Source organism: Pseudomonas sp. KCJK8993 (assembly GCF_046230915.1).
Lineage (GTDB): Bacteria > Pseudomonadota > Gammaproteobacteria > Pseudomonadales > Pseudomonadaceae > Aquipseudomonas > Aquipseudomonas piscis.
On sequence record NZ_JBJJLO010000059.1, the window covers coordinates 1 to 21,560 of the forward strand.

The 21,560-nt window shown below is 64.6% G+C and carries 18 protein-coding genes and 2 pseudogenes; 12 read left to right on the forward strand and 8 right to left on the reverse strand.

The genetic code is table 11. The features are described 5' to 3' along the window. The 7 genes and pseudogenes from ACK6AU_RS18490 to ACK6AU_RS18520 all read right to left on the reverse strand — a co-directional run. Positions 1–719, reverse strand: a 719-nt coding sequence (locus ACK6AU_RS18490; protein WP_409300571.1) for a symmetrical bis(5'-nucleosyl)-tetraphosphatase, incomplete at its 3' end; no start/stop codon positions are given. Continuing rightward, positions 719–1,099: a Co2+/Mg2+ efflux protein ApaG gene (gene apaG / locus ACK6AU_RS18495; protein ID WP_185697217.1), complete on the reverse strand. Its 381-nt coding sequence runs from the start codon at positions 1,097–1,099 to the stop codon at positions 719–721. The genes ACK6AU_RS18490 and apaG, both read right to left, overlap by 1 nt. A gap of 125 nt (positions 1,100–1,224) precedes the next feature. Next, a complete protein-coding gene (gene rsmA / locus ACK6AU_RS18500; RefSeq protein ID WP_409300574.1) occupies positions 1,225–2,034 on the reverse strand; it encodes a 16S rRNA (adenine(1518)-N(6)/adenine(1519)-N(6))-dimethyltransferase RsmA in 810 nt (269 codons plus the stop codon). After that, complete coding sequence (gene pdxA / locus ACK6AU_RS18505) at positions 2,031–3,020, reverse strand: 4-hydroxythreonine-4-phosphate dehydrogenase PdxA (protein WP_409300576.1); 990 nt, start codon at positions 3,018–3,020, stop codon at positions 2,031–2,033. Before pdxA ends, rsmA begins: the two co-directional genes overlap by 4 nt. Continuing rightward, positions 3,017–4,333 (reverse strand): peptidylprolyl isomerase SurA, encoded by a 1,317-nt coding sequence (surA, locus tag ACK6AU_RS18510; protein WP_185697220.1) that lies wholly within the window; start codon positions 4,331–4,333, stop codon positions 3,017–3,019. Before surA ends, pdxA begins: the two co-directional genes overlap by 4 nt. Then, positions 4,314–6,884: pseudogene (locus ACK6AU_RS18515) on the reverse strand (LPS-assembly protein LptD); the annotation flags it as partial. The pseudogene ACK6AU_RS18515 and the gene surA, both read right to left, overlap by 20 nt. A gap of 62 nt (positions 6,885–6,946) precedes the next feature. Further along, positions 6,947–7,145, reverse strand: a pseudogene (locus tag ACK6AU_RS18520) (hypothetical protein); the annotation flags it as partial. Positions 7,146–7,276: 131 nt separating this feature from the next. Between ACK6AU_RS18520 and ACK6AU_RS18525 the strand changes: the two are divergent. The 3 genes from ACK6AU_RS18525 to ACK6AU_RS18535 are packed head-to-tail and all read left to right on the forward strand — an operon-like array spanning position 7,277 to position 9,742. Next, positions 7,277–8,302, forward strand: a complete 1,026-nt coding sequence (locus ACK6AU_RS18525; RefSeq protein WP_409300578.1) for an aminoglycoside phosphotransferase family protein — start codon at positions 7,277–7,279, stop codon at positions 8,300–8,302. Then, positions 8,299–8,973, forward strand: coding sequence for an N-acetylmuramate alpha-1-phosphate uridylyltransferase MurU (murU, locus tag ACK6AU_RS18530; RefSeq protein WP_409300580.1), 675 nt, complete (start codon positions 8,299–8,301; stop codon positions 8,971–8,973). The genes ACK6AU_RS18525 and murU overlap by 4 nt, the downstream gene beginning before the upstream one ends. Before the next feature lies 1 nt (position 8,974). After that, positions 8,975–9,742, forward strand: a complete 768-nt coding sequence (locus ACK6AU_RS18535; RefSeq protein WP_185697224.1) for a TerB family tellurite resistance protein — start codon at positions 8,975–8,977, stop codon at positions 9,740–9,742. A gap of 50 nt (positions 9,743–9,792) precedes the next feature. Here ACK6AU_RS18535 and ACK6AU_RS18540 read toward each other — a convergent pair whose 3' ends face one another. Further along, entirely contained in the window at positions 9,793–10,785 is a 993-nt protein-coding gene (locus ACK6AU_RS18540) for an alpha/beta hydrolase family protein (RefSeq protein ID WP_409300583.1), read from the reverse strand. Positions 10,786–10,859: 74 nt separating this feature from the next. On the opposite strand from ACK6AU_RS18540, the gene ACK6AU_RS18545 reads away from it, so the two are divergent. The 9 genes from ACK6AU_RS18545 (at position 10,860) to ACK6AU_RS18585 (ending at position 21,555) form a co-directional block, all read left to right on the forward strand. Continuing rightward, positions 10,860–13,259 carry a PAS domain S-box protein gene (locus ACK6AU_RS18545; RefSeq protein WP_409300585.1) on the forward strand — a complete coding sequence of 800 codons (2,400 nt, stop codon included), beginning with the start codon at positions 10,860–10,862 and terminating at the stop codon, positions 13,257–13,259. A 13-nt stretch (positions 13,260–13,272) separates the two neighbouring features. Then, positions 13,273–13,902 (forward strand): response regulator transcription factor, encoded by a 630-nt coding sequence (locus ACK6AU_RS18550; RefSeq protein WP_103325778.1) that lies wholly within the window; start codon positions 13,273–13,275, stop codon positions 13,900–13,902. 298 nt (positions 13,903–14,200) lie between these two features. After that, positions 14,201–15,325, forward strand: a complete 1,125-nt coding sequence (locus ACK6AU_RS18555; protein WP_185697227.1) for an ABC transporter ATP-binding protein — start codon at positions 14,201–14,203, stop codon at positions 15,323–15,325. Positions 15,326–15,369: 44 nt separating this feature from the next. Beyond that, positions 15,370–16,413 carry an ABC transporter substrate-binding protein gene (locus tag ACK6AU_RS18560; RefSeq protein WP_409300587.1) on the forward strand — a complete coding sequence of 348 codons (1,044 nt, stop codon included), beginning with the start codon at positions 15,370–15,372 and terminating at the stop codon, positions 16,411–16,413. A gap of 76 nt (positions 16,414–16,489) precedes the next feature. Continuing rightward, positions 16,490–17,737 (forward strand): ABC transporter permease, encoded by a 1,248-nt coding sequence (locus ACK6AU_RS18565; protein WP_185697228.1) that lies wholly within the window; start codon positions 16,490–16,492, stop codon positions 17,735–17,737. A 13-nt stretch (positions 17,738–17,750) separates the two neighbouring features. Then, positions 17,751–18,575, forward strand: a complete 825-nt coding sequence (locus ACK6AU_RS18570) for an ABC transporter permease (protein WP_068575567.1) — start codon at positions 17,751–17,753, stop codon at positions 18,573–18,575. A gap of 261 nt (positions 18,576–18,836) precedes the next feature. Beyond that, complete coding sequence (locus ACK6AU_RS18575; RefSeq protein WP_409300590.1) at positions 18,837–19,985, forward strand: iron-containing alcohol dehydrogenase; 1,149 nt, start codon at positions 18,837–18,839, stop codon at positions 19,983–19,985. A gap of 80 nt (positions 19,986–20,065) precedes the next feature. Next, a complete protein-coding gene (gene rpe, locus ACK6AU_RS18580) occupies positions 20,066–20,740 on the forward strand; it encodes a ribulose-phosphate 3-epimerase (RefSeq protein ID WP_185697230.1) in 675 nt (224 codons plus the stop codon). Continuing rightward, on the forward strand, positions 20,737–21,555 hold the full coding sequence (locus ACK6AU_RS18585) for a phosphoglycolate phosphatase (RefSeq protein WP_409300593.1): 819 nt from the start codon (positions 20,737–20,739) through the stop codon (positions 21,553–21,555). The genes rpe and ACK6AU_RS18585 overlap by 4 nt, the downstream gene beginning before the upstream one ends. Positions 21,556–21,560: the final 5 nt, after the last annotated feature.

Consider the following 21,560-nt stretch of genomic DNA (forward strand, 5'->3'; position numbering starts at 1 on the left):
CCCGGTTCGTTGCACTGGCCTTCCAGGGCCGCCCAGTGGCCGAAGATGATCTTCAACTCCCGGGTCTTGCGTTCCTTGTGGCTGAACCAGGGGGCATAGCCGGCAGGCGCGGTATCCAGGCCTTCCTTGGTCTTGAGATCGAGCTTCCCGTCGCTGGAGCAGAAGCGCATGCGCGTGAAGTAATTGGTGATGACCCGCAAGCGGGTGACACCCTTGAGCTCACTGTCCCATTTCGCTGGGTCGTTGCCGTACATACCGTCCAGGAAGGGCTCGAAGAGGTTGTCGTCACGCAGCGCCTGTTCGACTTCCGCTGCGTACTTGAGCGCCTTCTTCAGGGACCACTGTGGAGCGATGCCGGCATGCACCATGGCGACGTTGCGGGTTTCGTCGTAGTGCATCAATTGCTGCTGGCGCAGCCATTGCAACAGCTCCTCGCAGTCCGGGGCCTGCAGGATCTCGCGCAGGGTATCGGATTTCTTCAGGCGCTCGATGTTGCGCCATGCGGCCAGCAGGTGCAGGTCGTGGTTGCCCAGTACGCAGACCAGCGACTCGCGGATGGAATAGAGATAACGCAAGGTGTCCAGGGACTGTGGGCCGCGGTTGACCAGGTCGCCGACCAGCCACAGGCGGTCCCGGGCGGGATCGAAGGCTACCTGCTCCAACAGGCACTGCAGCGGTTCCAGGCAGCCTTGCAGGTCGCCAACGGCGTAGGTTGCCATCAGTGCAGCGCTCCGGGGACCGCGAGGCGGAAGGGCGCGATGATGGCGTCGAACTGCTTGCCGTCCTCGGCCAGCATCTGGTAGCTGCCCTGCATGTTCCCGACCTGTGTGGTCATCACGGTGCCGCTGCTGTAGGTGTGGCTCTTGCCGACGGCGATCAGCGGTTGCTGGCCAACCACGCCGGCACCGCGTACCTCCTCCACGTGGCCGTCGCCATCGGTGATCACCCAGTGCCGGGACAGCAGCTTGGCTGGAAGCAGGCCATTGTTCCGCACGGTGATGGTGTAGGCGAAGGCGAAACGGTTGTGCTCGGGTTGCGACTGGTCTGCCAGGAAGCGAGTGACGACGCTGACGTCGATCTGATAGCGGGGATCGGACATGCAAAGGGCCTTTAAAGCAAAGCGGGGCGCGGGACAGGATTGACGCAGGTCAGTCTAGGTCAAGTAGCGGGTAGGACACCAGACGTCCTGATTGGCGTCCTGCCCGCTGGCGCTGGGAGGGGGACTCAGCTGGCGGGCTTGGCCTGGTCGGCCAATTGGTCGGCCAGGCGCACGAACGCGGCCAGGTCCAGCTGTTCAGGGCGCAGGCTGCCGTCGACGCCGGCGGCTTCGATCTCGGCATTGCTCAGGAGGGCCTTGAGGGTGTTGCGCAGGGTCTTGCGACGCTGGTTGAAGGCTTCGCGAACGATGCGTTCCAGCAACCGGTGGTCCTTGGCCGGGTGCGGCAGCACGGCATGGGGTACCAGGCGCACGATCGCCGAGTCGACCTTCGGCGGCGGGTTGAAGGCGCCAGGGCCGACATTGAACAGGTGCTCCACGCGGCAGTGGTACTGGACCATGATCGACAAGCGGCCCCAGTCGCCACCGCCAGGGCCGGCGGCCAGGCGCTCCACCACTTCTTTCTGCAGCATGAAATGCATGTCGCGGATCAGGCTGGCGTTGTGCAGCAAGTGGAAGATCAGCGGCGTGGAGATGTTGTAGGGCAGGTTGCCCACTACCCGCAGGCTGCCTGGCGCGGCGCCCAGGGTGTTGAAGTCGAACTTCAGGGCATCGCCCTGGTGCAGCTTGAAGTTGGCGCGGCCAGCGAACTGCTGGTTGAGGATCGGCACCAGGTCCTTGTCCAGTTCCACCACGTCCAGTTGCGCGCCGCTGCCCAGCAGGCCCTCGGTGAGAGCGCCCTGGCCCGGGCCGATTTCCAGCATGCGGTCCTGGGGCTTGGCATTGATCGCCCGCAGGATGCGGTCGATGACGCCGGCGTCATGCAGGAAGTTCTGGCCGAAGCGCTTGCGCGCCCGGTGTTGGTATTGCTCGCTCATATATGGTTCTCGGCCATCTGGTAGGCGGTTTCCAGGGCGACCTGCAGACTGCCGGTGTCGATCCTGCCGCTGCCGGCCAGGTCCAGGGCGGTGCCATGGTCGACCGAGGTGCGGATGATCGGCAGGCCTAGCGTCACGTTGACGGCGGCGCCGAAGCCTTTGTACTTCAGCACGGGCAGGCCCTGATCGTGGTACATCGCCAGCACTGCATCGCAGTGCTCCAGATATTTGGGGGTAAACAGAGTGTCGGCCGGCAAGGGGCCGCGCAGGTCCATGCCTTCTTGGCGCAGACGCTCCAGGGTAGGTTCGATGATGTCGATTTCTTCGCGGCCCAGGTGGCCGCCTTCGCCGGCATGGGGGTTGAGCCCGCAGACCAGGATGCGCGGCTGGGCGATGCCGAACTTCTGCTGCAGGTCGGCATGCAGGATCCGCGTGACCCGTTCCAGGCGCTCGGGGGTGATCGCATCGGCGATATCCCGCAGCGGCAGGTGGGTGGTCACCAGAGCCACGCGCAGGCCGCGGGTGGCCAGCATCATGACCACCTGCTGGGTCTGGGTCAGGTCCGCGAGGAACTCGGTGTGCCCGGAAAAGGCGATCCCGGAGTCGTTGATCACGCCCTTGTGTACGGGAGCGGTGATCATTCCGGCGAAGCGACCATCCAGGCAACCCTGGCCGGCGCGAGTCAGGGTCTGCAGGACGAAGGCGGCATTGGCCTGGTCCGGCTGGCCGCTGACTACGGGTTTACCCAGGGGGGTATCCCAGACATAGAGGCTGCCCGCCGCTGCTGGAGCATCCGGCAGGTGCTCCGGGTCCACCGGCAGCAGGGTGACGGCCACTCCCAGTTGCGCGGCCCGCTCGAGGAGCAGGTCGCGGCTGGTAATGGCAATCAGGGGGTGGGGCTGGGGTTGCGCGGCGAGCAGCAGGCATAGGTCGGGGCCTATGCCCGCCGGTTCGCCGGGCGTCAGGGCGAAGCGCGCGGGCTTCACTGTGCCGCCTGTTCAGCGCCAGGCAGCTTGATTTCGACGTAGGCCTCGTCGCGGATCTGCCGCAACCAGGTCTGCAGTTCTTCATCGTACTTGCGGTTACGCAGGACGGTCATGGCTTGCTGCTCGCGGGCCTGGCTGGTGCTGTCGGTGGCGCGACGGCCAAGGACTTCCAGTACATGCCAGCCATAAGGGCTCTTGAACGGCTTGGACAGCTGGCCCTGCTGGGTCTTGGCCATCACTTCGCGGAACTCCGGCACCAGGGCGTTCGGATCGATCCAGTTGAGGTCGCCACCGTTGAGTGCCGAGCCCGGGTCTTCCGAGTAGCTCTTGGCCAGTTCGGCGAAGTCTTCACCGGCAGTGATGCGCTCGTAGAGTTTCTGCGCCAGGCGCTTGGTCTCTTCTTCGCTGCGGATCTCGCTAGGCTTGATCAGGATATGGCGCACATGCACTTCGTCGCGCACCTGGTTGCCACCGCCACGCTTGTCCAGCAGCTTGAGGATGATGAAGCCGCCAGGAGTACGAGCCGGCTGGGTGATGTCGCCAACCGCCATCGAGCTCAGTTCGCGATCGAACGGAGGTGGCAGTTGCGCGGCCTTGCGCCAGCCCATGTCGCCGCCTTCCAGGGCGTTGTCGCTGCCGGAGCGGGCGATGGCCAGCTGGGCGAAGTCGGCGCCCTGCTTGAGCTGCTGGTACACCTCCATGGCCTGGCGGGCAGCGCCCTGGATGGCTTCGGAGCTGGCGCTTTCCGGAGTCGGGATCAGGATGTTGGCCAGGTGCAGTTCCTCGGAGAGCTGCATCTTGCCCAGGTCCGAGGCGAGGAAGTTCTTCACTTCCTGCTCCGATACCTGGATGCGTTCGGCCACACGGCGTTGGCGCACGCGGCTGATGACCATCTCGCGGCGTACCTGCTCGCGGGCATCTTGATAAGACAGGCCGTCACGGGCCAGGGCGGCACGGAACTGCTCGACGCTCATGTTGTTGCGCTGGGCGATGGTGCCGATGGCCTGGTTCAGTTCTTCGTCGGTGATGCGGATGCCGGAGCGCTCGCCGATCTGCAGTTGCAGGTTCTCGACGATCAGGCGCTCCAGTACTTGCTGTTCCAGGACGCTGGCGGGAGGCATGCCGCCGCCGCGCTTGGCAATGGTCTGCTGGACTTCGTGTACCCGCTGGTCCAGCTGACTCTGCATGACCACATCGTTGTCGACGATGGCCACGACCTTGTCGAGGGACTGCACCGCGGCGCCGGCCGCAGTGCTCAGGAACAGCGCGCCCAGCATCAGCGGGCGCAGACAATCAGAAAGCTTGGTCTTCACGTTCACGATAACCTTGGATGCCTTTGTCGAGGAAGCTCTCTACTTTGGTGCCCATGACGCCACCGAGACCCTTCAGAACAATTTGGAGGAAGATGCCGCGGTCGCCTTTTTCGTTCTCCGGAGCGTTCTGACTGAACTCGTCATACTTGACCCAGTAACGGTTGATCAGGCGCAGTTTCCAGCAGCAGTTGTCGTATTCGAAACCACCGAAGGCCTCGAGCGTGCGGTTGCGGTTGTAGTCGTACTGCCAGCGGCTGATCAGGTTCCACTGCGGCACGATCGGCCAGATGGTCGAGAAGTCGTGCTGCTGGATCTTGTAGTAGTCCTTCACGTAGCCAGGTTGGCCCGGGGTGCCATAGTCGCCGCCCATTTTCCAGGAGCCGCTGTTCTGGTCGTAGCGGATCTGGTCGTTGCGATAGCGATAACCGACGTTGACCACCTTGTTCGGGTTGTCTTCCGGCTGGTAGTGGAACATCGCGCTGCCGGAACGCGGGCTGCGGCTATCCGGATCCCAGTTGTATTCGGCGGTGGTGCGCCAGTCGCGGTTATAGCGATATTCATACTCGAGCGCGTAGGGCGACACGTTGGCTGTCGCATCGTCGCGGGTGCGGTAGTCGATACCAGGCAACTGGACGGTGCGGTCCTTGAAGTAAAAGGCCTGGCCGACGCTGATGCGCTGGCGCTGGAAACCGTTGTCTTCGATCCAGCGGCTGGTCACGCCGAGGGACAGCTTGTTCTCATCGCCCACACGGTCGGAACCGCTGAAGCGGTTGTCGCGGAACAGCGAGGAGTAGTTGAAGGTCGGTTCGCCGGTATCGAATGTCGGGATATCTTCCTGATCCTTCTCCGGGACGTAGAGGTAGAACATCCGCGGTTCCAGGGTCTGGCGATAGTCCTTGCCGAACCACTGGGTGTTGCGATCGAAGTACAGGCCGCCATCGACGCTGGCGATCGGTACGCCACGGCTCTGCGAACTGCTGTAGTCGCCACCGACGTAACGAGTGCGGTTGAAGGCTGCATTTTTGCGCGCGTCGATAATGCCTTGCTTGCCTGTGCTATCCAGATCGAGGTTGTAGCGGGTGTACATGTACTTGAGCGATGGAGTCAGGTAGCCATAAGTCCAGTTCAGCGGCAGGCTGACACCGGGCTTGAGGTTCAGGCGATCGCCATTGGCACGGTCCAGGCCGGAGACGTTGGCGTCCAGCCGGCGAGTGCCGTAGGTGTTGGTATCCGGGTTGAACGGCCCGCCGTCCTTGTCCGTATAGTTGCCTTTCAACAGATCCCGTTCGAAGCGCACCAGCTCGGTTTCGTAGGTGAAATCCAGGCCTTCGGGGTGATAGGGCAGGGAGCCGTTGAAGGTGATCTGTGGCAGCTTGTCGTACGGCGTGATGTTGGAAACCGTCGCCAGCTGGTATGCCTGCACGTTGAGGCGTGCGGTGTAGTCGTCGCCGCGGTAGGTCACCGCACCTTGCTGGTTGACGTAGTCGACGCTCTTCACGCCGATCTGGTCGGTTTCCAGATCCTGGAAGTAGTACGGGTCGCTGATCTTGGTGTAGTCGACCTCGGTCATGGTTCGAGAGTCGAGCCCGCCCTTGTGCTGCCAGTTGAGCAAGTAGCGGGTTTTTTCGGAGTCGGTCTGCTTCTTGCGGTCGTCGCTTTCATCGTTCAGGTACGCCGCGCCGAACTGGCCCTCGCTGCTCTTGGTCAGGTAGCGGAACTCGCCTTCCATCAACATGCCGCGCTTGGCCATGTAGCGTGGGTACAACGTGGCATCGTAGTTCGGTGCCAGGTTGAAGTAGTACGGAGTGACCAGCGTGAAGCCGGTGTCGCTGCTGGTGCCGAAGCTCGGCGGCAGGAAGCCGGACTGGCGACGATTGTCGATCGGGAAGTAGATGTACGGGGTATAGAGAACCGGGAAGTCCTTGACCCGCAGGGTCACGTTGGTCGCGGTACCGAAACCGGTCGCCGGGTTCAGGGTGATGTTGTTGCCCTTGAGCTGCCAGGCGTTGCTGTTCGGTTCGCAAGTGGTGTACGTACCATCCTTGAGGCGGATGATGGCGTTTTCCGCCCGCTTGGCATACAGCGCGCTGCCGCGAATCCGCGACTTGTGCATCACGTACTCGGCGTTGTCGACCTTGGCCTCGCCAGTGTCGAGCTGGACGTCGGCGTGGTCGCCGACCATCAGCGTGCCGTTGTCGCGGATACGTACGTTGCCGCTCAGTTCGCCGCGGTTCTCGGCCTGGTACAGGTTGGCCTCGTCGGCCTCGACCTGCATGCTGCCCTGGCGCATGACCACGTCGCCGGCCAGGGTCGCCACCTGCTGTTCCTGCTGGTAACGCGAGGCCTTGGCGCCGATGAAGGTCGGTGCGTCACTTTTCTTCGTCTTGTCATTCATGCCAGGACGAATCGGTTCGATATAGGAACCAGAGCAGTAAGGACCGGTCTCGGCCAGTTGGGCGGCGGTGAGCTGCTCGCGCGGGACCCAGTCGAGATGGCTGTAGTCCGCGCTGCGGGACTTCAGGCCGCGACCCTTGGCTTCGGTCACCAACACGGGCTTGTCGCCAGCATCTTGCGTCGCACCGCTGTCGGTGGCGCCGCTGGAGGTGAGCGAATTGGCATCGTGGACCGGGCGCGGAGGCAGTTGGGCTGCGCTGGTCTTGGGGGCGCAGGCCCAGCCACCGCTAGCGGAGACCGAACAGTCGTACTGTTCCGCGGCGACCACGAAGGAAGTGGCTAGAGGTTGCAGGGCCAGCAAACCGCCAGTGACCAGCAACGGGAATTTTTTACGAAACGCGGGGGATTTCAATGCCATCTTATTAGTCCGGGCTTCCTGCGTGCCATCTGCCCGCGGTGTTGGGCCGCACGCCTCTCGATGGTCTGAAAAAGATGCTGGATAATAAAGCATGACCCGCTTGACGGCTAGCGCCGTCGGAGACCCTTGTAATGCCTGACCAAGATGTACGCTTGCAACACCTGGAAGTTTGGCTCGATGAACAGTTGGCGATTGTCTATGCAGCGCAGGGCTGGGGTGAAGTGCCCCCGGCTACCTTGGTCGCGGCCAGCAGCGACGCGAGTTTCCGCCGTTATTTCCGTTGGCAGGGCGCTGGCCGCAGCTTCGTGGTCATGGACGCCCCGCCCCCTCTGGAGAACTGCCGGCCCTTCGTGGAAATTGCTGGCCTGTTGGCGACTTCCGGTATCAATGTGCCGAAAATTTTTGCCCAGGACCTGGAGCGCGGCTTCCTGTTGCTCAATGACCTGGGTAGCCAGACCTACCTGGATGTAATAAACGAAGACAATGCCGACGTGCTGTTCGAAGACGCCTTGCAAGCGCTGCTGGCTTTCCAGCAACTGCCGATGGACGCCGCCTTGCCCAGCTACGATGTGGCCCTGCTGCGCCGCGAGCTGGAGCTGTTCCCCGAGTGGTACGTCGGCCGTGAGCTGGGCATTACCCTCACCGCCGAGCAGCGCCAGCAGTGGCAGCGGGTCAGCGACCTGCTGATCGACAGCGCCCTGGCGCAGCCCAAGGTGCTGGTCCATCGCGACTATATGCCGCGCAACCTGATGCTCAGCACGCCGAACCCCGGGGTGCTGGACTTCCAGGACGCGGTCTATGGCCCGGTGACCTACGACATCACCTGCCTGTTCAAGGACGCCTTTCTCAGCTGGCCGGAACCGCGCGTGCGGCTCTGGCAGCAAAACTACTGGACCCGCGCCCGGGCGCTGGGTATCCCGGTCCAGGAGGATTTCCAGGAATTCCTGCGGGCCAGCGATCTGATGGGCGTGCAACGCCACCTGAAGGTGATCGGGATCTTCTCGCGCATCTGCCACCGCGACGGCAAGCCGCGCTACCTGGCCGATGTCCCGCGGTTCCTGGCTTATATAGAAGCGGTGCTGGCTCGTCGGCCCGAGTTGTCGGAGCTTACGCAACTGCTGTTCAGCTTGAACCCGCCGGCGGGAGCCCAGGCATGAAGGCGATGATCCTGGCGGCAGGCAAGGGCGAGCGCATGCGCCCATTGACCCTGACCACGCCCAAGCCCCTGCTGCCGGTGGCGGGCGTGCCTCTGGTCGAATATCACCTGCGGGCCCTGGCGGCCGCAGGCTTCCACGAGATCGTCATCAACCATGCCTGGCTTGGCCAGCAGATCGAGGATGCCCTGGGCGACGGCCAGCGCTGGGGCCTGAGCATCCGCTATTCGGCGGAGGACCAGCCGCTGGAGACCGGTGGCGGGATCCTCAAGGCCTTGCCGTTGCTCGGTGACGCGCCCTTCCTGGTGGTCAATGGCGATATCTGGACCGACTACGATTTCGCCAGCCTGCGCCGGCCCCTGGATGGGCTGGCCCACCTGGTGATGGTCGACAACCCGCCGCACCATCCCACCGGTGGTGATTTCTGCCTGGAGAACGGCCTGCTGCACGACGGCCAGCCGGGTGTGCCGGCCCTGACCTACAGCGGCATCTCGGTGCTGCATCCGCGCCTGTTCCAGCATTGCACCGCTGGCGCCTTCAAGCTCGCGCCGCTGTTGCGCGAGGCCATGGCCCGGGATCAGGTCAGCGGTGAACACATGCGCGGCCAGTGGGTCGATGTGGGAACCGTCGAGCGTCTGGCGCAGGTCGAGCACCTGCTGCAAGCGGGGCGCTGACATGTGGTGGCCAGGGACTCTGATCGGAGCCGGAGCAGGTTTTGCCATAGCCAGCATTCCGGGGGCCATGCTAGGTGCGTTGCTGGGGCAGGCGCTGGATCGGCGCTTGCAACTGCACAGCTGGGCACATGTCCGTGAACGCCTGGGTGGGCGCCCGGCGCTGCGCAACGACGAGCTGCTGTTCGTGTTGCTCGGGCGCCTGGCGAAAAGCGACGGCCGGGTAGTGGATGGGCATATCCAGCAGGCGCGCCAGGAAATGCGTTCACTGGACATGAACGAAGTGGCGCGGCGCCGGGCCATCGCCGCCTTCAACCGCGGCAAGTCGGGCAATGACCATTTGCGCGGCTACCTGCGCCGGCTGGGTAGCCAGCCCCATGCTGCCGAAGGCGTGCTGCGCGCTTGTTGGCGCATGGTCTGGGCCGACGGCCGGGTCGGTGCGGCGGAGCGTGAGTTGATCCAGTCCTGGGGCAAATGGCTGGGCTGGAGCAGCGAGCAGATCCAGGCGTTGGCCCAGGACTACGGTCCCGCCAGGCGAAACCCGAGCGAAATCGGCATGAGCTACCAGGAAGCCCTGCGCCTGCTGGGGGTGGCGGCGACCACCGAGCCGGCGCAGATCAAGCGCGCCTACCGGCGATTGCTCAGTCGCCACCATCCGGACAAGATCGCCGGCAGCGGTGCGACGCCGGAGCAGGTGCGCGATGCCACGGAGAAAACCCGCGAACTGCACAGCGCCTATGCGCTGGTGCGCCAGCGCCGGGCTTTTCGCTGAGGGCAAAGCGGGGCCGCCGCTGCCTTTCTGGCTACGGCGGCCTTTTGTTTTCAGTGATCGGCGTTTTGTGGATTGAGCCAGCCACGGACCCGGCGGAACAGCTGTTCCTGCTGGGCACGGTCGTTGCCGGGCAGGGCCTTGAGGGAGATCTGGCTGAAGTTCGAGTGCTTCAGGCGCTTGCTGGCCTGCAGCCGCTCCAGTGCTTCCTTGCGCGCTACGGCCGTGTCGACATAGAAGAGATCGGCGGTGGCCAGTTTCAGGGTCGGGGTCAGCTCCGCCAGTTGCGGTTTGACGTTGCTTGGCGAACGAGCCTCGACCAGCACCAGTTTCTGTACTTGCGATGGCTGTTTCTCGTTCAGGTAGCGCGCGGCCCAATAGGCGCCGGTGCCATGGCCCAGCAGCACGATGCCGCGGGCATTCTGCTGTTCGGCGAAAGCCAGGGCCGCGTCGACCCGGGCGAAGATGCGCTCGGCGTCGGCCTTGACCTGCTCCTCGGTGGTTTCGGCGACCGGATGATCGGCCACGTCGGCTTCACCGCCGGCGACCTGCTCGATGGGCTTGGCCTCGGTACTGGCGTCCTTGGCGGTATTGGCGCTTTCGGTCGGGGCCGCTGGAGCCGCCTCGACAATTCGCGGTTGTGCCGCTTCGCTTTGCATATCGGGGAGGGTCAGGCTCAGGCTGCCCCAGTCGGTGTCGGGCAGGCGATTGCGCAAGGGCGCGACCACCTGTGGCCAGTCGGCGCTTTCCCCGGCTCCCGGAAGAATGATCACCACGCCCTTGGGCTCGCTGGTGTTGGCCGGTTTCCACAGGGCCAGGAAACTGCTGTCGCCAGCCTGCAATTGTTGCTGTTCCTGGGTGGGCAAGCGGCGCGCCAGGGCGATGGCATCTTCCTGGCTGCGTTCGGGCAGGGCGGGACGCGGCGCCGGTTGTTCCTCGGCAGGCTTGGCCTCGGGAGCCGGATCGTCGGCGTGGGCGGAAAAGCTCCAGGGCAGGATCAGCGACAGGCACAATACGGGCAGTGCCGAGCGGGGGACGAGGGGCATCGGATATTCCAGGCCAGAAGTAATTCCGGCAGCCTAATGGGTTGGTCAGTATTTGTCAGGGTGTGAGACTTCAGATGATGCGCTTTCGCTGCCTCTTGCTTATCGGCTGTCTGTGCCTTCCCTTGATAGGCACGGCGGCGCCGGCCCCCCGCGAGCCTGCCGCGGTCCTGGGCCATGAGCTGCGCCAGTGGCTGGAACAGCACCCGGAGCTGCGCGTGGGGGTGGTGCTGCAGGCGCCCTTGGCCCAGTACGACCGGCGCTTGCAACGCTTGTCCGGGGCCAACGTCGAGTTGATGCAGGCCGTGGCCAGGACCCTGGGCACCGAGTTCAGCTGGCGCAACTTTCCCGACCAGGCCCAACTGGAAAAGGCCCTGCGCGACGGCGAGATCGATATGGCCCCGGGCCTGACCCAGACCCCCGCCGGCCTGCGCCTGTGGCTGTACAGCGACCCTTACATGCGGGTACCGCAACTGGTGGTGGGCGCGCGCAAGGCTTCCGGGGCGGTGGAGCTGGAGAAACTCGACAGCCAGGTCCGGGTGGCAGTGCGCATGCCCAGCGCGGTGTCCGAGTACCTGCGCCAGACCTACCCCCACCTCAACTTGCAAGGCGTGCCCCAGGAGCGCCAGGCCTTGCAGTTGCTCTTGAGCCAGCAGGCCCGCTACGCGGTGGTGGATGAAGCCCAGCTCAGCCGCCTGTCCGCCGAGGCGGAGTTCTCCGGCCTGGCGGTGGTGGGCGATATCGGCCTGCCGCAGCTGTTGCGGGTGGCTACCCGGCGCGACTGGCCGGAACTGGCCAGCATCATGCAAGCCGCCCTGCGCACGATCCCCGCCAAGGAACTGGAGCAACTGCACAACCGCTGGCTGCAACCCAAGTATCCGCGCCTGGGCGAGTCCCCCGGCGCCTGGCGCAGCCTCAGCCTGTTGCTGGCCCTGCTGTTGCTGGGCAGCCTGGGCCTGATCCTCTGGCTGCGCCGCCAGCAACGTGGGCTGGAACAGCAACTGCTGGCGGCGCGGGAAGACATCGCCTTGCGCGCCGCCAGCGAGGAAGCGCTGCGCCTGACCCAGTTTTCCATCGACCAGAGCACCGTGGGCATCCTCTGGGTCAACTGGGACAGCCACGTGCGCTATGCCAACCGCGCCGCCGAGGAAATGCTCGGCTATGCCCCGGGCGGAGTGATAGAGCGGCCGCTGATCGATTTCGAACCCAACCTGCACATGGATCGCTGGCTCAACCTGTGGAAGCGCGCACGGGCCAGCGCCGGAGGCGTGCAGAGCTTCGAAAGCCACTGCGTACGGGCCGACGGCAGCATCCTGCCGGCGGACGTGTCCTTGAGCTTCCTGCGTTTTCGCGACAGCGAGTACCTGGTGGTCTACCTCACCGATGTCACCGAGCGCCGTCGCGCCCTGGCGGCCCTGCGCGAGAGCGAAGCGCGGCTGCAAGGCATCGCCGCCAACGTGCCGGGCCTGGTGTTTCGCCTGGAGCGGGCGCCAGTCAGCGGGCAGATCGACTTCGCCTACATCAGCGAGGGCAGCCAGACCCTGGTGGGCTACTCGCCCGCGGTGCTCGCCCATCGCGACAAAGGTTTGCGCAGCCTGGTGCACCCCGATGACAAGGCCAGTTACCACCAGACCCAGGATCGGGCCCTGGACAGCGACAGCGACTGGTCCTGGCAAGGGCGTATCCTCACCCGCCAGGGTCAGCAGCGCTGGGCCGAGATCAAGGCGATTACCCGGCAGCTGGACGACGGCACCTTCGTCTGGGACGGCATCGTCTGGGACATCAGCGAGAGCAAGCGCATCGAGTTGGAGCTGGCCAGTTCCCGCGAGCAGCTGCGCGAGCTGTCGGCGCACCTGGAGAGCGTGCGGGAAGAGGAAAAGGCCCGCATTGCCAGGGAAGTCCATGACGAACTGGGGCAGATGCTCACCGTGCTCAAGCTGGAGACCTCCATGTGCGAGCTGGCCTACGCCCAGCTCGATCCCGGGCTGAACGAGCGCCTCAACAGCATGAAACGCCTGATCACCCAGCTGTTCCAACTGGTGCGTGACGTGGCCACGGCCCTGCGCCCGCCGATCCTGGATGCCGGTATCGCCTCGGCCATCGAATGGCAGGCCCGGCGTTTCGAGGCGCGTACGCAGATCCCGTGCCTGGTGGACGTGCCGGATAACCTGCCACGCCTGAGCGACGCCAAGGCCATCGGCCTGTTCCGTATCCTCCAGGAGGCCCTGACCAACGTCATGCGCCATGCCCAGGCGCATACTGTGGAGCTGTCACTGGTGCTGGACGGGCCACAGTTGTGCATGAGCATCAGCGACGATGGCCTGGGGTTCGATACCGCCGCCACGCGCCCCGCCTCCTTTGGCCTGGTGGGGATGCGCGAGCGGGTGCTGATCATGGGCGGCAGCCTGGTGCTGCACAGCGAACCCGGGGAGGGCACCAGCCTGACCGTGCGGGTGCCCCTGGACCGCCAACAATAACGAGGAGAACCGCGTGATCCGTGTACTGGTAGCCGAAGACCACACCATCGTCCGCGAAGGCATCAAGCAATTGATCGGCCTGGCCAAGGACCTGACGGTGGCAGGGGAGGCGAGCAACGGCGAGCAACTGCTGGAGACCCTGCGCCAGGTGCCTTGCGAGGTGGTGTTGCTGGACATCTCCATGCCTGGGGTGAACGGCCTGGAAGCCATCCCACGAATCCGCGCCCTGAGCGATCCGCCGGCGATCCTGGTGCTGTCGATGCATGACGAGGCGCAGATGGCCGCCCGGGCCCTGAAGATCGGCGCCGCCGGCTATGCCACCAAGGACAGCGATCCATCGCTGCTGCTGACCGCGATCCGCAAGGTGGCGTCCGGTGGGCGCTATATAGATCCGGAACTGGCGGACCGCATGGTCTTCGAGGTTGGCCTGACCGATGCCCGGCCCCTGCATTCGCTGTTGTCCGAGCGTGAATTCTCGGTGTTCGAGCGCCTGGCCCAGGGCGCCAACGTCAACGACATCGCCCAGCAACTGGCCCTGAGCAACAAGACCATCAGCACCCACAAGGCGCGGCTGATGCAGAAGCTCAACGTCACCTCCCTGGCCGAACTGGTGAAATACGCCATGGAGCACAAGCTGCTCTGAGCCAGCGGGAGCACGCTGCCCCGCCACAACGGAGACGCCCCGAGATCGATGGTCCTGGTCAAGGCATTGGCGGGGCATATCCGTTTACGACATCGCCACGTCCCGGGCTGTGCCTGTTCTTGCGGCTTGCCGCTTCACGCTCGCCCCTGCTCTTGCCTGTTTCCGCCATTCTTGTAGGGCAATCCCTACAGGCAGCCTTCCAGGCGGCTGAGGTGAATCTCTCCTACCCCCCGATTTTCGGCCCTTGTGGGCTGCACTAGGCTTGCCCTACAGCCGTCTAAAACAAAAAGGTGCGGGTATGAGCGAGGTCGATTCAAGCGCTGGGGCCAATGATGTTCTGGTCAGCTTTCGTGGTGTGCAGAAGAGCTACGACGGCGAGAACCTGATCGTCAAGGACCTCAACCTGGAAATTCGCAAGGGCGAGTTCCTCACCCTGCTGGGGCCGTCCGGTTCCGGCAAGACCACCAGCCTGATGATGCTGGCCGGTTTCGAGACACCGACCGCTGGCGAGATCCAACTGGCCGGGCGCTCGATCAACAATGTGCCGCCGCACAAGCGCGATATCGGCATGGTGTTCCAGAACTACGCGCTGTTCCCGCACATGACCGTGGCCGAGAACCTGGCGTTCCCGCTGTCGGTACGGGGCCTGGGCAAGACCGACATCAGCGAGCGGGTCAAGCGCGTGCTGAGCATGGTCCAGCTGGACGCTTTCGCCCAGCGCTATCCGGCGCAACTGTCCGGTGGCCAGCAGCAACGGGTCGCCCTGGCCCGGGCCCTGGTGTTCGAACCGCAGCTGGTGCTGATGGACGAACCCCTGGGGGCGCTGGACAAACAGCTGCGCGAGCACATGCAGATGGAGATCAAGCACCTGCACCAGCGCCTGGGCGTGACCGTGGTCTACGTGACCCACGACCAGGGCGAAGCCTTGACCATGTCCGACCGGGTGGCGGTGTTCCACCAGGGCGAGATCCAGCAGATCGCCCCGCCGCGGACCCTCTACGAAGAACCGAAGAACACCTTCGTCGCCAACTTCATCGGCGAGAACAACCGCCTCAGCGGCCGCCTGCACAGCCACGACGGCGAGCGCTGCGTGGTGGAGCTGGGGCGTGGCGAGAAAGTCGAGGCATTGGCGGTCAACGTCGGCCAGGTCGGCGGCCCGGTGACCCTGTCCATCCGCCCGGAGCGGGTGAGCCTCAACGGTTCCAGCGAACACTGCGCCAACCGCTTTTCCGGGCGGGTGGCGGAGTTCATCTACCTGGGCGACCACGTCCGGGTACGCCTGGAAGTCTGCGGCAAGAGCGACTTCTTCGTGAAACAGCCGATCGCCGAGCTCGATCCCGCGCTGGCGGTGGGCGACGTGGTACCGCTTGGCTGGCAAGTCGAGCACGTTCGTGCGCTCGACCCGCTTCTAGAGGCGAATTGATCGCCCCCCTGCAACACCAACCTGCACGTGGAGAACACAATAAAATGCTGAGATCCCTGAAACTCACAGCCCTGACGCTGGGCATGCTGGGGGCGGCGCACGCCCTGGCGGCGGGACCGGACCTGACCGTGGTGTCCTTTGGTGGGGCGAACAAGGCCGCCCAGATCAAGGCCTTCTACGCTCCGTGGGAAGCGGCGGGCAACGGCAAAATCGTCGCCGGCGAGTACAACGGCGAGATGGCCAAGGTCAAGGCCATGGTCGACACCAAGAGCGTGTCCTGGGACCTGGTGGAAGTGGAGTCCCCCGAGCTGTCCCGCGGTTGCGACGAAGACCTGTTCGAACCCCTCGACCCGGCGCTGTTCGGCAAGGGCGAAGACTACGTCAAGGGCGCCATCCAGCCGTGTGGCGTGGGCTTCTTCGTCTGGTCCACGGTGCTGGCCTACAACGCCGACAAGCTCAAGGCGCCGCCAGGCAGCTGGGCGGACTTCTGGGACACGCAGAAATTCCCGGGCAAGCGCGGCCTGCGCAAGGGGGCCAAGTACACCCTGGAGTTCGCCCTGATGGCCGACGGCGTCGCGCCCAAGGACGTGTACAAGGTGCTGGCCAGCAAGGATGGCCAGGACCGTGCCTTCAAGAAGCTCGATGAGCTCAAGCCCAACATCCAGTGGTGGGAAGCCGGTGCCCAGCCGCCGCAGTACCTGGCCTCGGGCGACGTGGTCATGAGCTCGGCCTACAACGGCCGGATCGCCGCGGTGCAGAAGGAAAGCAACCTGAAGGTGGTGTGGAACGGCGGCATCTACGACTTCGATGCCTGGGCCATCCCCAAGGGCCTGGACAAGGCCCGAGCCGAAGCGGCGAAGAAGTTCATCGCCTATTCGGTGCAGCCGCAGCAGCAGAAGACCTACTCGGAAAACATCGCCTATGGCCCGGCCAACACCCAGGCCGTGCCGCTGCTGGCCAAGGACATCCTCAAGGACATGCCGACCACCCCGGAGAACATCGCCAACCAGGTGCAGATCGACGTCAGCTTCTGGGCTGACAACGGCGAGCAGCTGGAGCAGCGCTTCAACGCCTGGGCGGCCAAGTAACCATCGCTAATGGCAGGGGCGGGCTGGCCCGCTCCTGTCGGTGGTGTATTCGAAAGATCGATTCGCGGAGTTTGTCATGACCATCACCGTTCCCCTGGACGCGGTCGCCGGCCCGACCCTCAAGCAGCGACTGGCTCGTGCCGAGCGGGTCAACCGCTGGAAGGCCCAGGCCCTGATCGCGCCGCTGGTGCTGTTCCTGCTGCTGGTGTTCCTGGTACCGATCGTGGCGCTGCTGTACAAGAGCGTCGGCAACCCGGAAGTGGTCGGCGGCATGCCGCGCACGGTGGTGGCCGTGAATGCCTGGGACGGTCGCGGCCTGCCCGCCGAGGCCGCCTTCAAGGCCTTGAGCGAAGACCTGGCCGAGGCCCGCAAGAACCAGGGCCTGGGCGACCTGTCCAAGCGCCTGAACATGGAACTGGCCGGCTATCGCAGCCTGCTGACCAAGACCGCCCGCGCCTTGCCGTTCAAGGCCGAGCCCGAATCCTACAAAGAAGCCATGGAGGGCGTGGACGAGCGTTGGGGCGACCCGGCCTACTGGCAGGCGATCCGGCGCAATACCAGCAGCCTGACTCCCTACTATCTGCTGGCGGCGCTGGACCACCGGATCGACGACCTGGGCGAACTGGCCCCGGCCACCCCGGACCAGGCCATCTACCTGGACATCTTCGCCCGGACCTTCTGGATGGGCCTGGTGATCACCGCCATCTGCCTGGTGCTGGCCTATCCCCTGGCGTACCTGCTGGCCAATTTGCCGGCGCGCAAGAGCAACCTGCTGATGATCCTGGTTTTGCTGCCGTTCTGGACTTCGATCCTGGTGCGGGTAGCGGCCTGGATCGTGCTCCTGCAATCCGGCGGCCTGATCAACAGCGCCTTGCTGGCCATGGGCGTGATCGACAAGCCCCTGGAGCTGGTGTTCAACCGCACCGGGGTCTACATCTCCATGGTGCACATCCTGCTGCCGTTCATGATCCTGCCGATCTACAGCGTGATGAAGAGCATCTCGCCGACCTACATGCGCGCGGCGATCTCCCTGGGCTGCCATCCGTTCGCCAGCTTCTGGCGGGTGTACTTCCCGCAAACCTATGCCGGGGTCGGCGCCGGTTGCCTGCTGGTGTTCATCCTGGCCATCGGCTACTACATCACCCCGGCCCTGCTGGGCAGCCCGAACGACCAGATGGTCAGCTACTTCGTGGCCTTCTACACCAACACCAGCATCAACTGGGGCATGGCCACCGCCCTGGGCGGCCTGCTGTTGCTGGCGACCATCGTGCTGTACCTGATCTACAGCTGGCTGGTGGGCGCCAGTCGCCTGCGCCTGAGCTAAGGAGAGAATCGAAATGCTGAGCCCCTACATGTCGCCCGTCGAGCGGGTCTGGTTCTACAGCTTGCGGATCCTCTGCGGCTTGATCCTGTTGTTCCTGGTGCTGCCGGTGCTGGTGATCATCCCGTTGTCGTTCAACTCGGGCAGCTTCCTGGTGTATCCGCTGCAGGGCTTCTCGCTGCACTGGTACCAGGACTTCTTCGCCTCCGCCGAATGGATGCGCGCCCTGAAGAACAGCATCATCGTGGCCCCGGCGGCCACTGTGCTGGCCATGGTCTTCGGCACCCTGGCGGCCATCGGCCTGACCCGCGGCGATTTTCCCGGCAAGTCGCTGGTCATGGCCCTGGTGATCTCGCCGATGGTGGTGCCGGTGGTGATCATCGGGGTCGCCAGCTACCTGTTCTTCGCCCCGCTGGGCATGGGCAACAGCTTCTTGTCGCTGATCATCGTGCATGCGGTGCTCGGGGTGCCGTTCGTGATCATCACCGTCTCGGCGACCTTGCAGGGCTTCAACCACAACCTGGTGCGGGCGGCGGCCAGCCTGGGCGCCTCGCCGCTGACCACCTTTCGCCGGGTGACCCTGCCGTTGATCGCCCCGGGCGTGATCAGTGGCGCGCTGTTCGCCTTCGCCACCTCGTTCGACGAAGTGGTGGTGACCCTGTTCCTCGCCGGCCCCGAGCAGGCGACGCTGCCCCGGCAGATGTTCAGCGGTATCCGCGAGAACCTCAGCCCCACCATCGCCGCCGCGGCGACGCTGCTGATCGCCTTCTCGGTGATCCTGCTGCTGACCCTGGAATGGCTGCGCGGGCGCAGCGAAAAACTGCGTACGGCCCAGGTTTGAGCCCTGGGCCGAGCGATAACCTGATCTGTGGCAAGGGTTTGGTTGCCGCCGAACACCACAATGGCTCCACCCAAGGACCTGGATTGCCTCATGCCTGCGAGGGCGCGGTGCATTCCAACCCGACCCTGGTGAGGGTTCGTGCCTTAGCGAGGAGCCGCCGGCTTTCCCTGTCGTGATGCCGATCGGGCATTACGGCGGCCTGGTTTTGCAATCCCAGCTACGCTTGTGCCGGCTCTCATCTTTATATAAGAGGCTGCGCACATGAGTATTTCCTCTTTCAAGATCGCCCATAAGCTGCTCACCGGCAGCAGCGCCATCGAGCAACTGGGCGCCGAACTGACTCGCCTGGATGTGGATAACCCCTTGATCGTCACCGATGCCATCCTGCTCGAGTCCGGCACGGTGGGCCTGGCGCTGGCGCACCTGGGAGGGCGTGACTACGAGATTTTCGACCGAGTGCGCCCTGATCCGGAAATCGCCATCGTCGAGGACTGCATGCAGGTCTATCGCGAAGGTGGACATGACGGCCTGATTGGCCTGGGGGGTGGCAGCGCCATCGATATCGCCAAGAGTGTCGCGGCCTATGCCGGGTATCACGGCGCCTTGCAGGATCTGTTCGGGGTCGACCAGGTGCCACGCAAGGGGCCGCCGCTGATCGCCATTCCCACCACGGCCGGCACCGGCTCGGAGGTCACCAACGTGGCGATCCTCTCGGACAAGGCCGCGCAGTTGAAAAAGGGCATCGTCAGCGACTATCTGCTGCCGGACGTGGCCCTGGTCAGCCCACAGATGACCCTGACCTGCCCGCGCAGCGTGACCGCTGCCAGTGGCGTCGATGCCCTGGTGCATGCCGTCGAGGCCTACCTTTCACTCAATGCTTCGTCGATCACCGACTCCCTGGCCATCGGCGCCATTCGCTTGATCGCCAAGGCCCTGCCCAAGGCGTTTGCCAATCCGTCCAACCTGCAGGCTCGGGAAGACATGGCGACCGCCAGCCTGATGGCCGGCATGGCCTTCGGGAATGCCGGAGTGGGCGCGGTGCATGCCCTGGCCTATCCCCTGGGCGGGCGCTTTCACGTGTCCCATGGGGTCAGCAACGCCTTGCTGCTGCCCTATGTCATGACCTGGAACAAGGTGGCTTGTGTCGAGCGCATGCAGGATATCGCCGCAGCCATGGGGGTGCGTACGGCGCGCTTGAGTGCCAACGAGGCGGCTGACCGGGCGGTGGAGGCGATGAGCGCCCTGTGTGCCGCCGTGGAGATACCCAGGGGCTTGCGTAGTTTCGGCGTGCCCGAGGAGGCGCTTGCGAGCATGGCCCAGGAGGCCGCGGGTATCGAGCGGCTGATGCGCAATAACCCGCGCAAGCTGAGTCCCGCCGATATCGAGCAGATCTATCGGGCGGCCTACTGATCATCGAGGTGACGGTGTGCGCTCCAAAGCATGAGGTATACAATGCGCGCCATCGTGATTCCGCTCAAAAAAGGTGCGTCATGCAGCCCTTCGCTATTGCTCCGTCGATTCTTTCCGCCGACTTCGCCCGCCTGGGCGAGGAAGTGGACAATGTCCTGGCCGCCGGTGCCGATATCGTCCACTTCGATGTCATGGACAACCACTATGTGCCGAACCTGACCATCGGGCCGATGGTCTGCGCCGCGCTGCGCAAGTACGGGATCACCGCGCCGATCGATGCGCACCTGATGGTCAGCCCGGTGGATCGCATCATCGGCGACTTCATCGAGGCGGGCGCCACCTACATCACCTTCCACCCCGAGGCCACGCTGCATGTGGATCGCTCCCTGCAAATGATCCGCGAGGGGGGTTGCAAGGCCGGCCTGGTGTTCAACCCGGCGACCCCGCTGGACGTGCTCAAGTACGTGATGGACAAGGTCGACATGGTGCTGCTGATGAGCGTGAACCCGGGCTTTGGCGGGCAGAAGTTCATCCCCGGCACCCTCGACAAGCTGCGTGAGGCGCGGGCTTTGATCGATGCTTGCGGCCGGGACATCCGCCTGGAGATCGACGGTGGCGTGAACGTCAGTAATATTCGCGAGATCGCCGCGGCCGGCGCGGACACCTTCGTCGCCGGCTCGGCGATCTTCAATGCGCCCAACTACCAGGAAGTGATCGAGAAGATGCGCGCCGAGCTGGCGCTGGCTCGATCATGAGTGCCTTCGAGCAGCTGTTCTCCGGGAACCTGCCACGGCTGGTGATGTTCGACCTGGATGGCACCCTGGTCGACTCGGTGCCCGACCTGGCCGCCGCCGTGGACCGGATGCTGCTCGAGCTGGGCCGCCCGCCCGCGGGGATCGAGGCGGTGCGCCAATGGGTCGGCAATGGTGCGCCGATGCTGGTGCGCCGGGCCCTGGCCAACAGGCTGGATCCCCAGGACATCGACGATGTCGAGGTCGCCCAGGCCCTGGAGCTGTTCAACGCCGCCTACGAGGGCAACCACGAATTGACCGTGGTCTATCCCGGTGCGCGCGAAACCCTCAAATGGTTGTACAAGCAGGGCGTGGAACTGGCCCTGATCACCAACAAGCCCGAGCGTTTCGTCGCGCCCTTGCTGGACCAGATGCGCATCGGTCGTTATTTCCGCTGGATCATCGGCGGCGATACCCTGCCGCAGAAGAAGCCCGACCCGGCGGCGCTGTTCTTCGTGATGAAAATGGCCAGCATCCCGGCCTCGCAATCGCTGTTCGTCGGCGACTCGCGCAGCGATGTACTGGCGGCCCGGGCAGCGGGCGTCAAATGCGTGGCGCTGAGCTACGGCTACAACCATGGACGGCCGATTGCCGAGGAGTCTCCGGCCCTGGTAATCGACGACCTGCGGGCGCTGATCCCCGGTTGCTTAGAACCTGCCGCTGAGATAACGTTGCCCGACGCTGTCCCATCCCCTTCTGGAAGCTCCATCGTGGTGGTCACTCGCAAACTCTGGATGAAAGTCATCAAGGCCTTGGCCCGTTGGCGTTGGCGCGCCTGATTTTT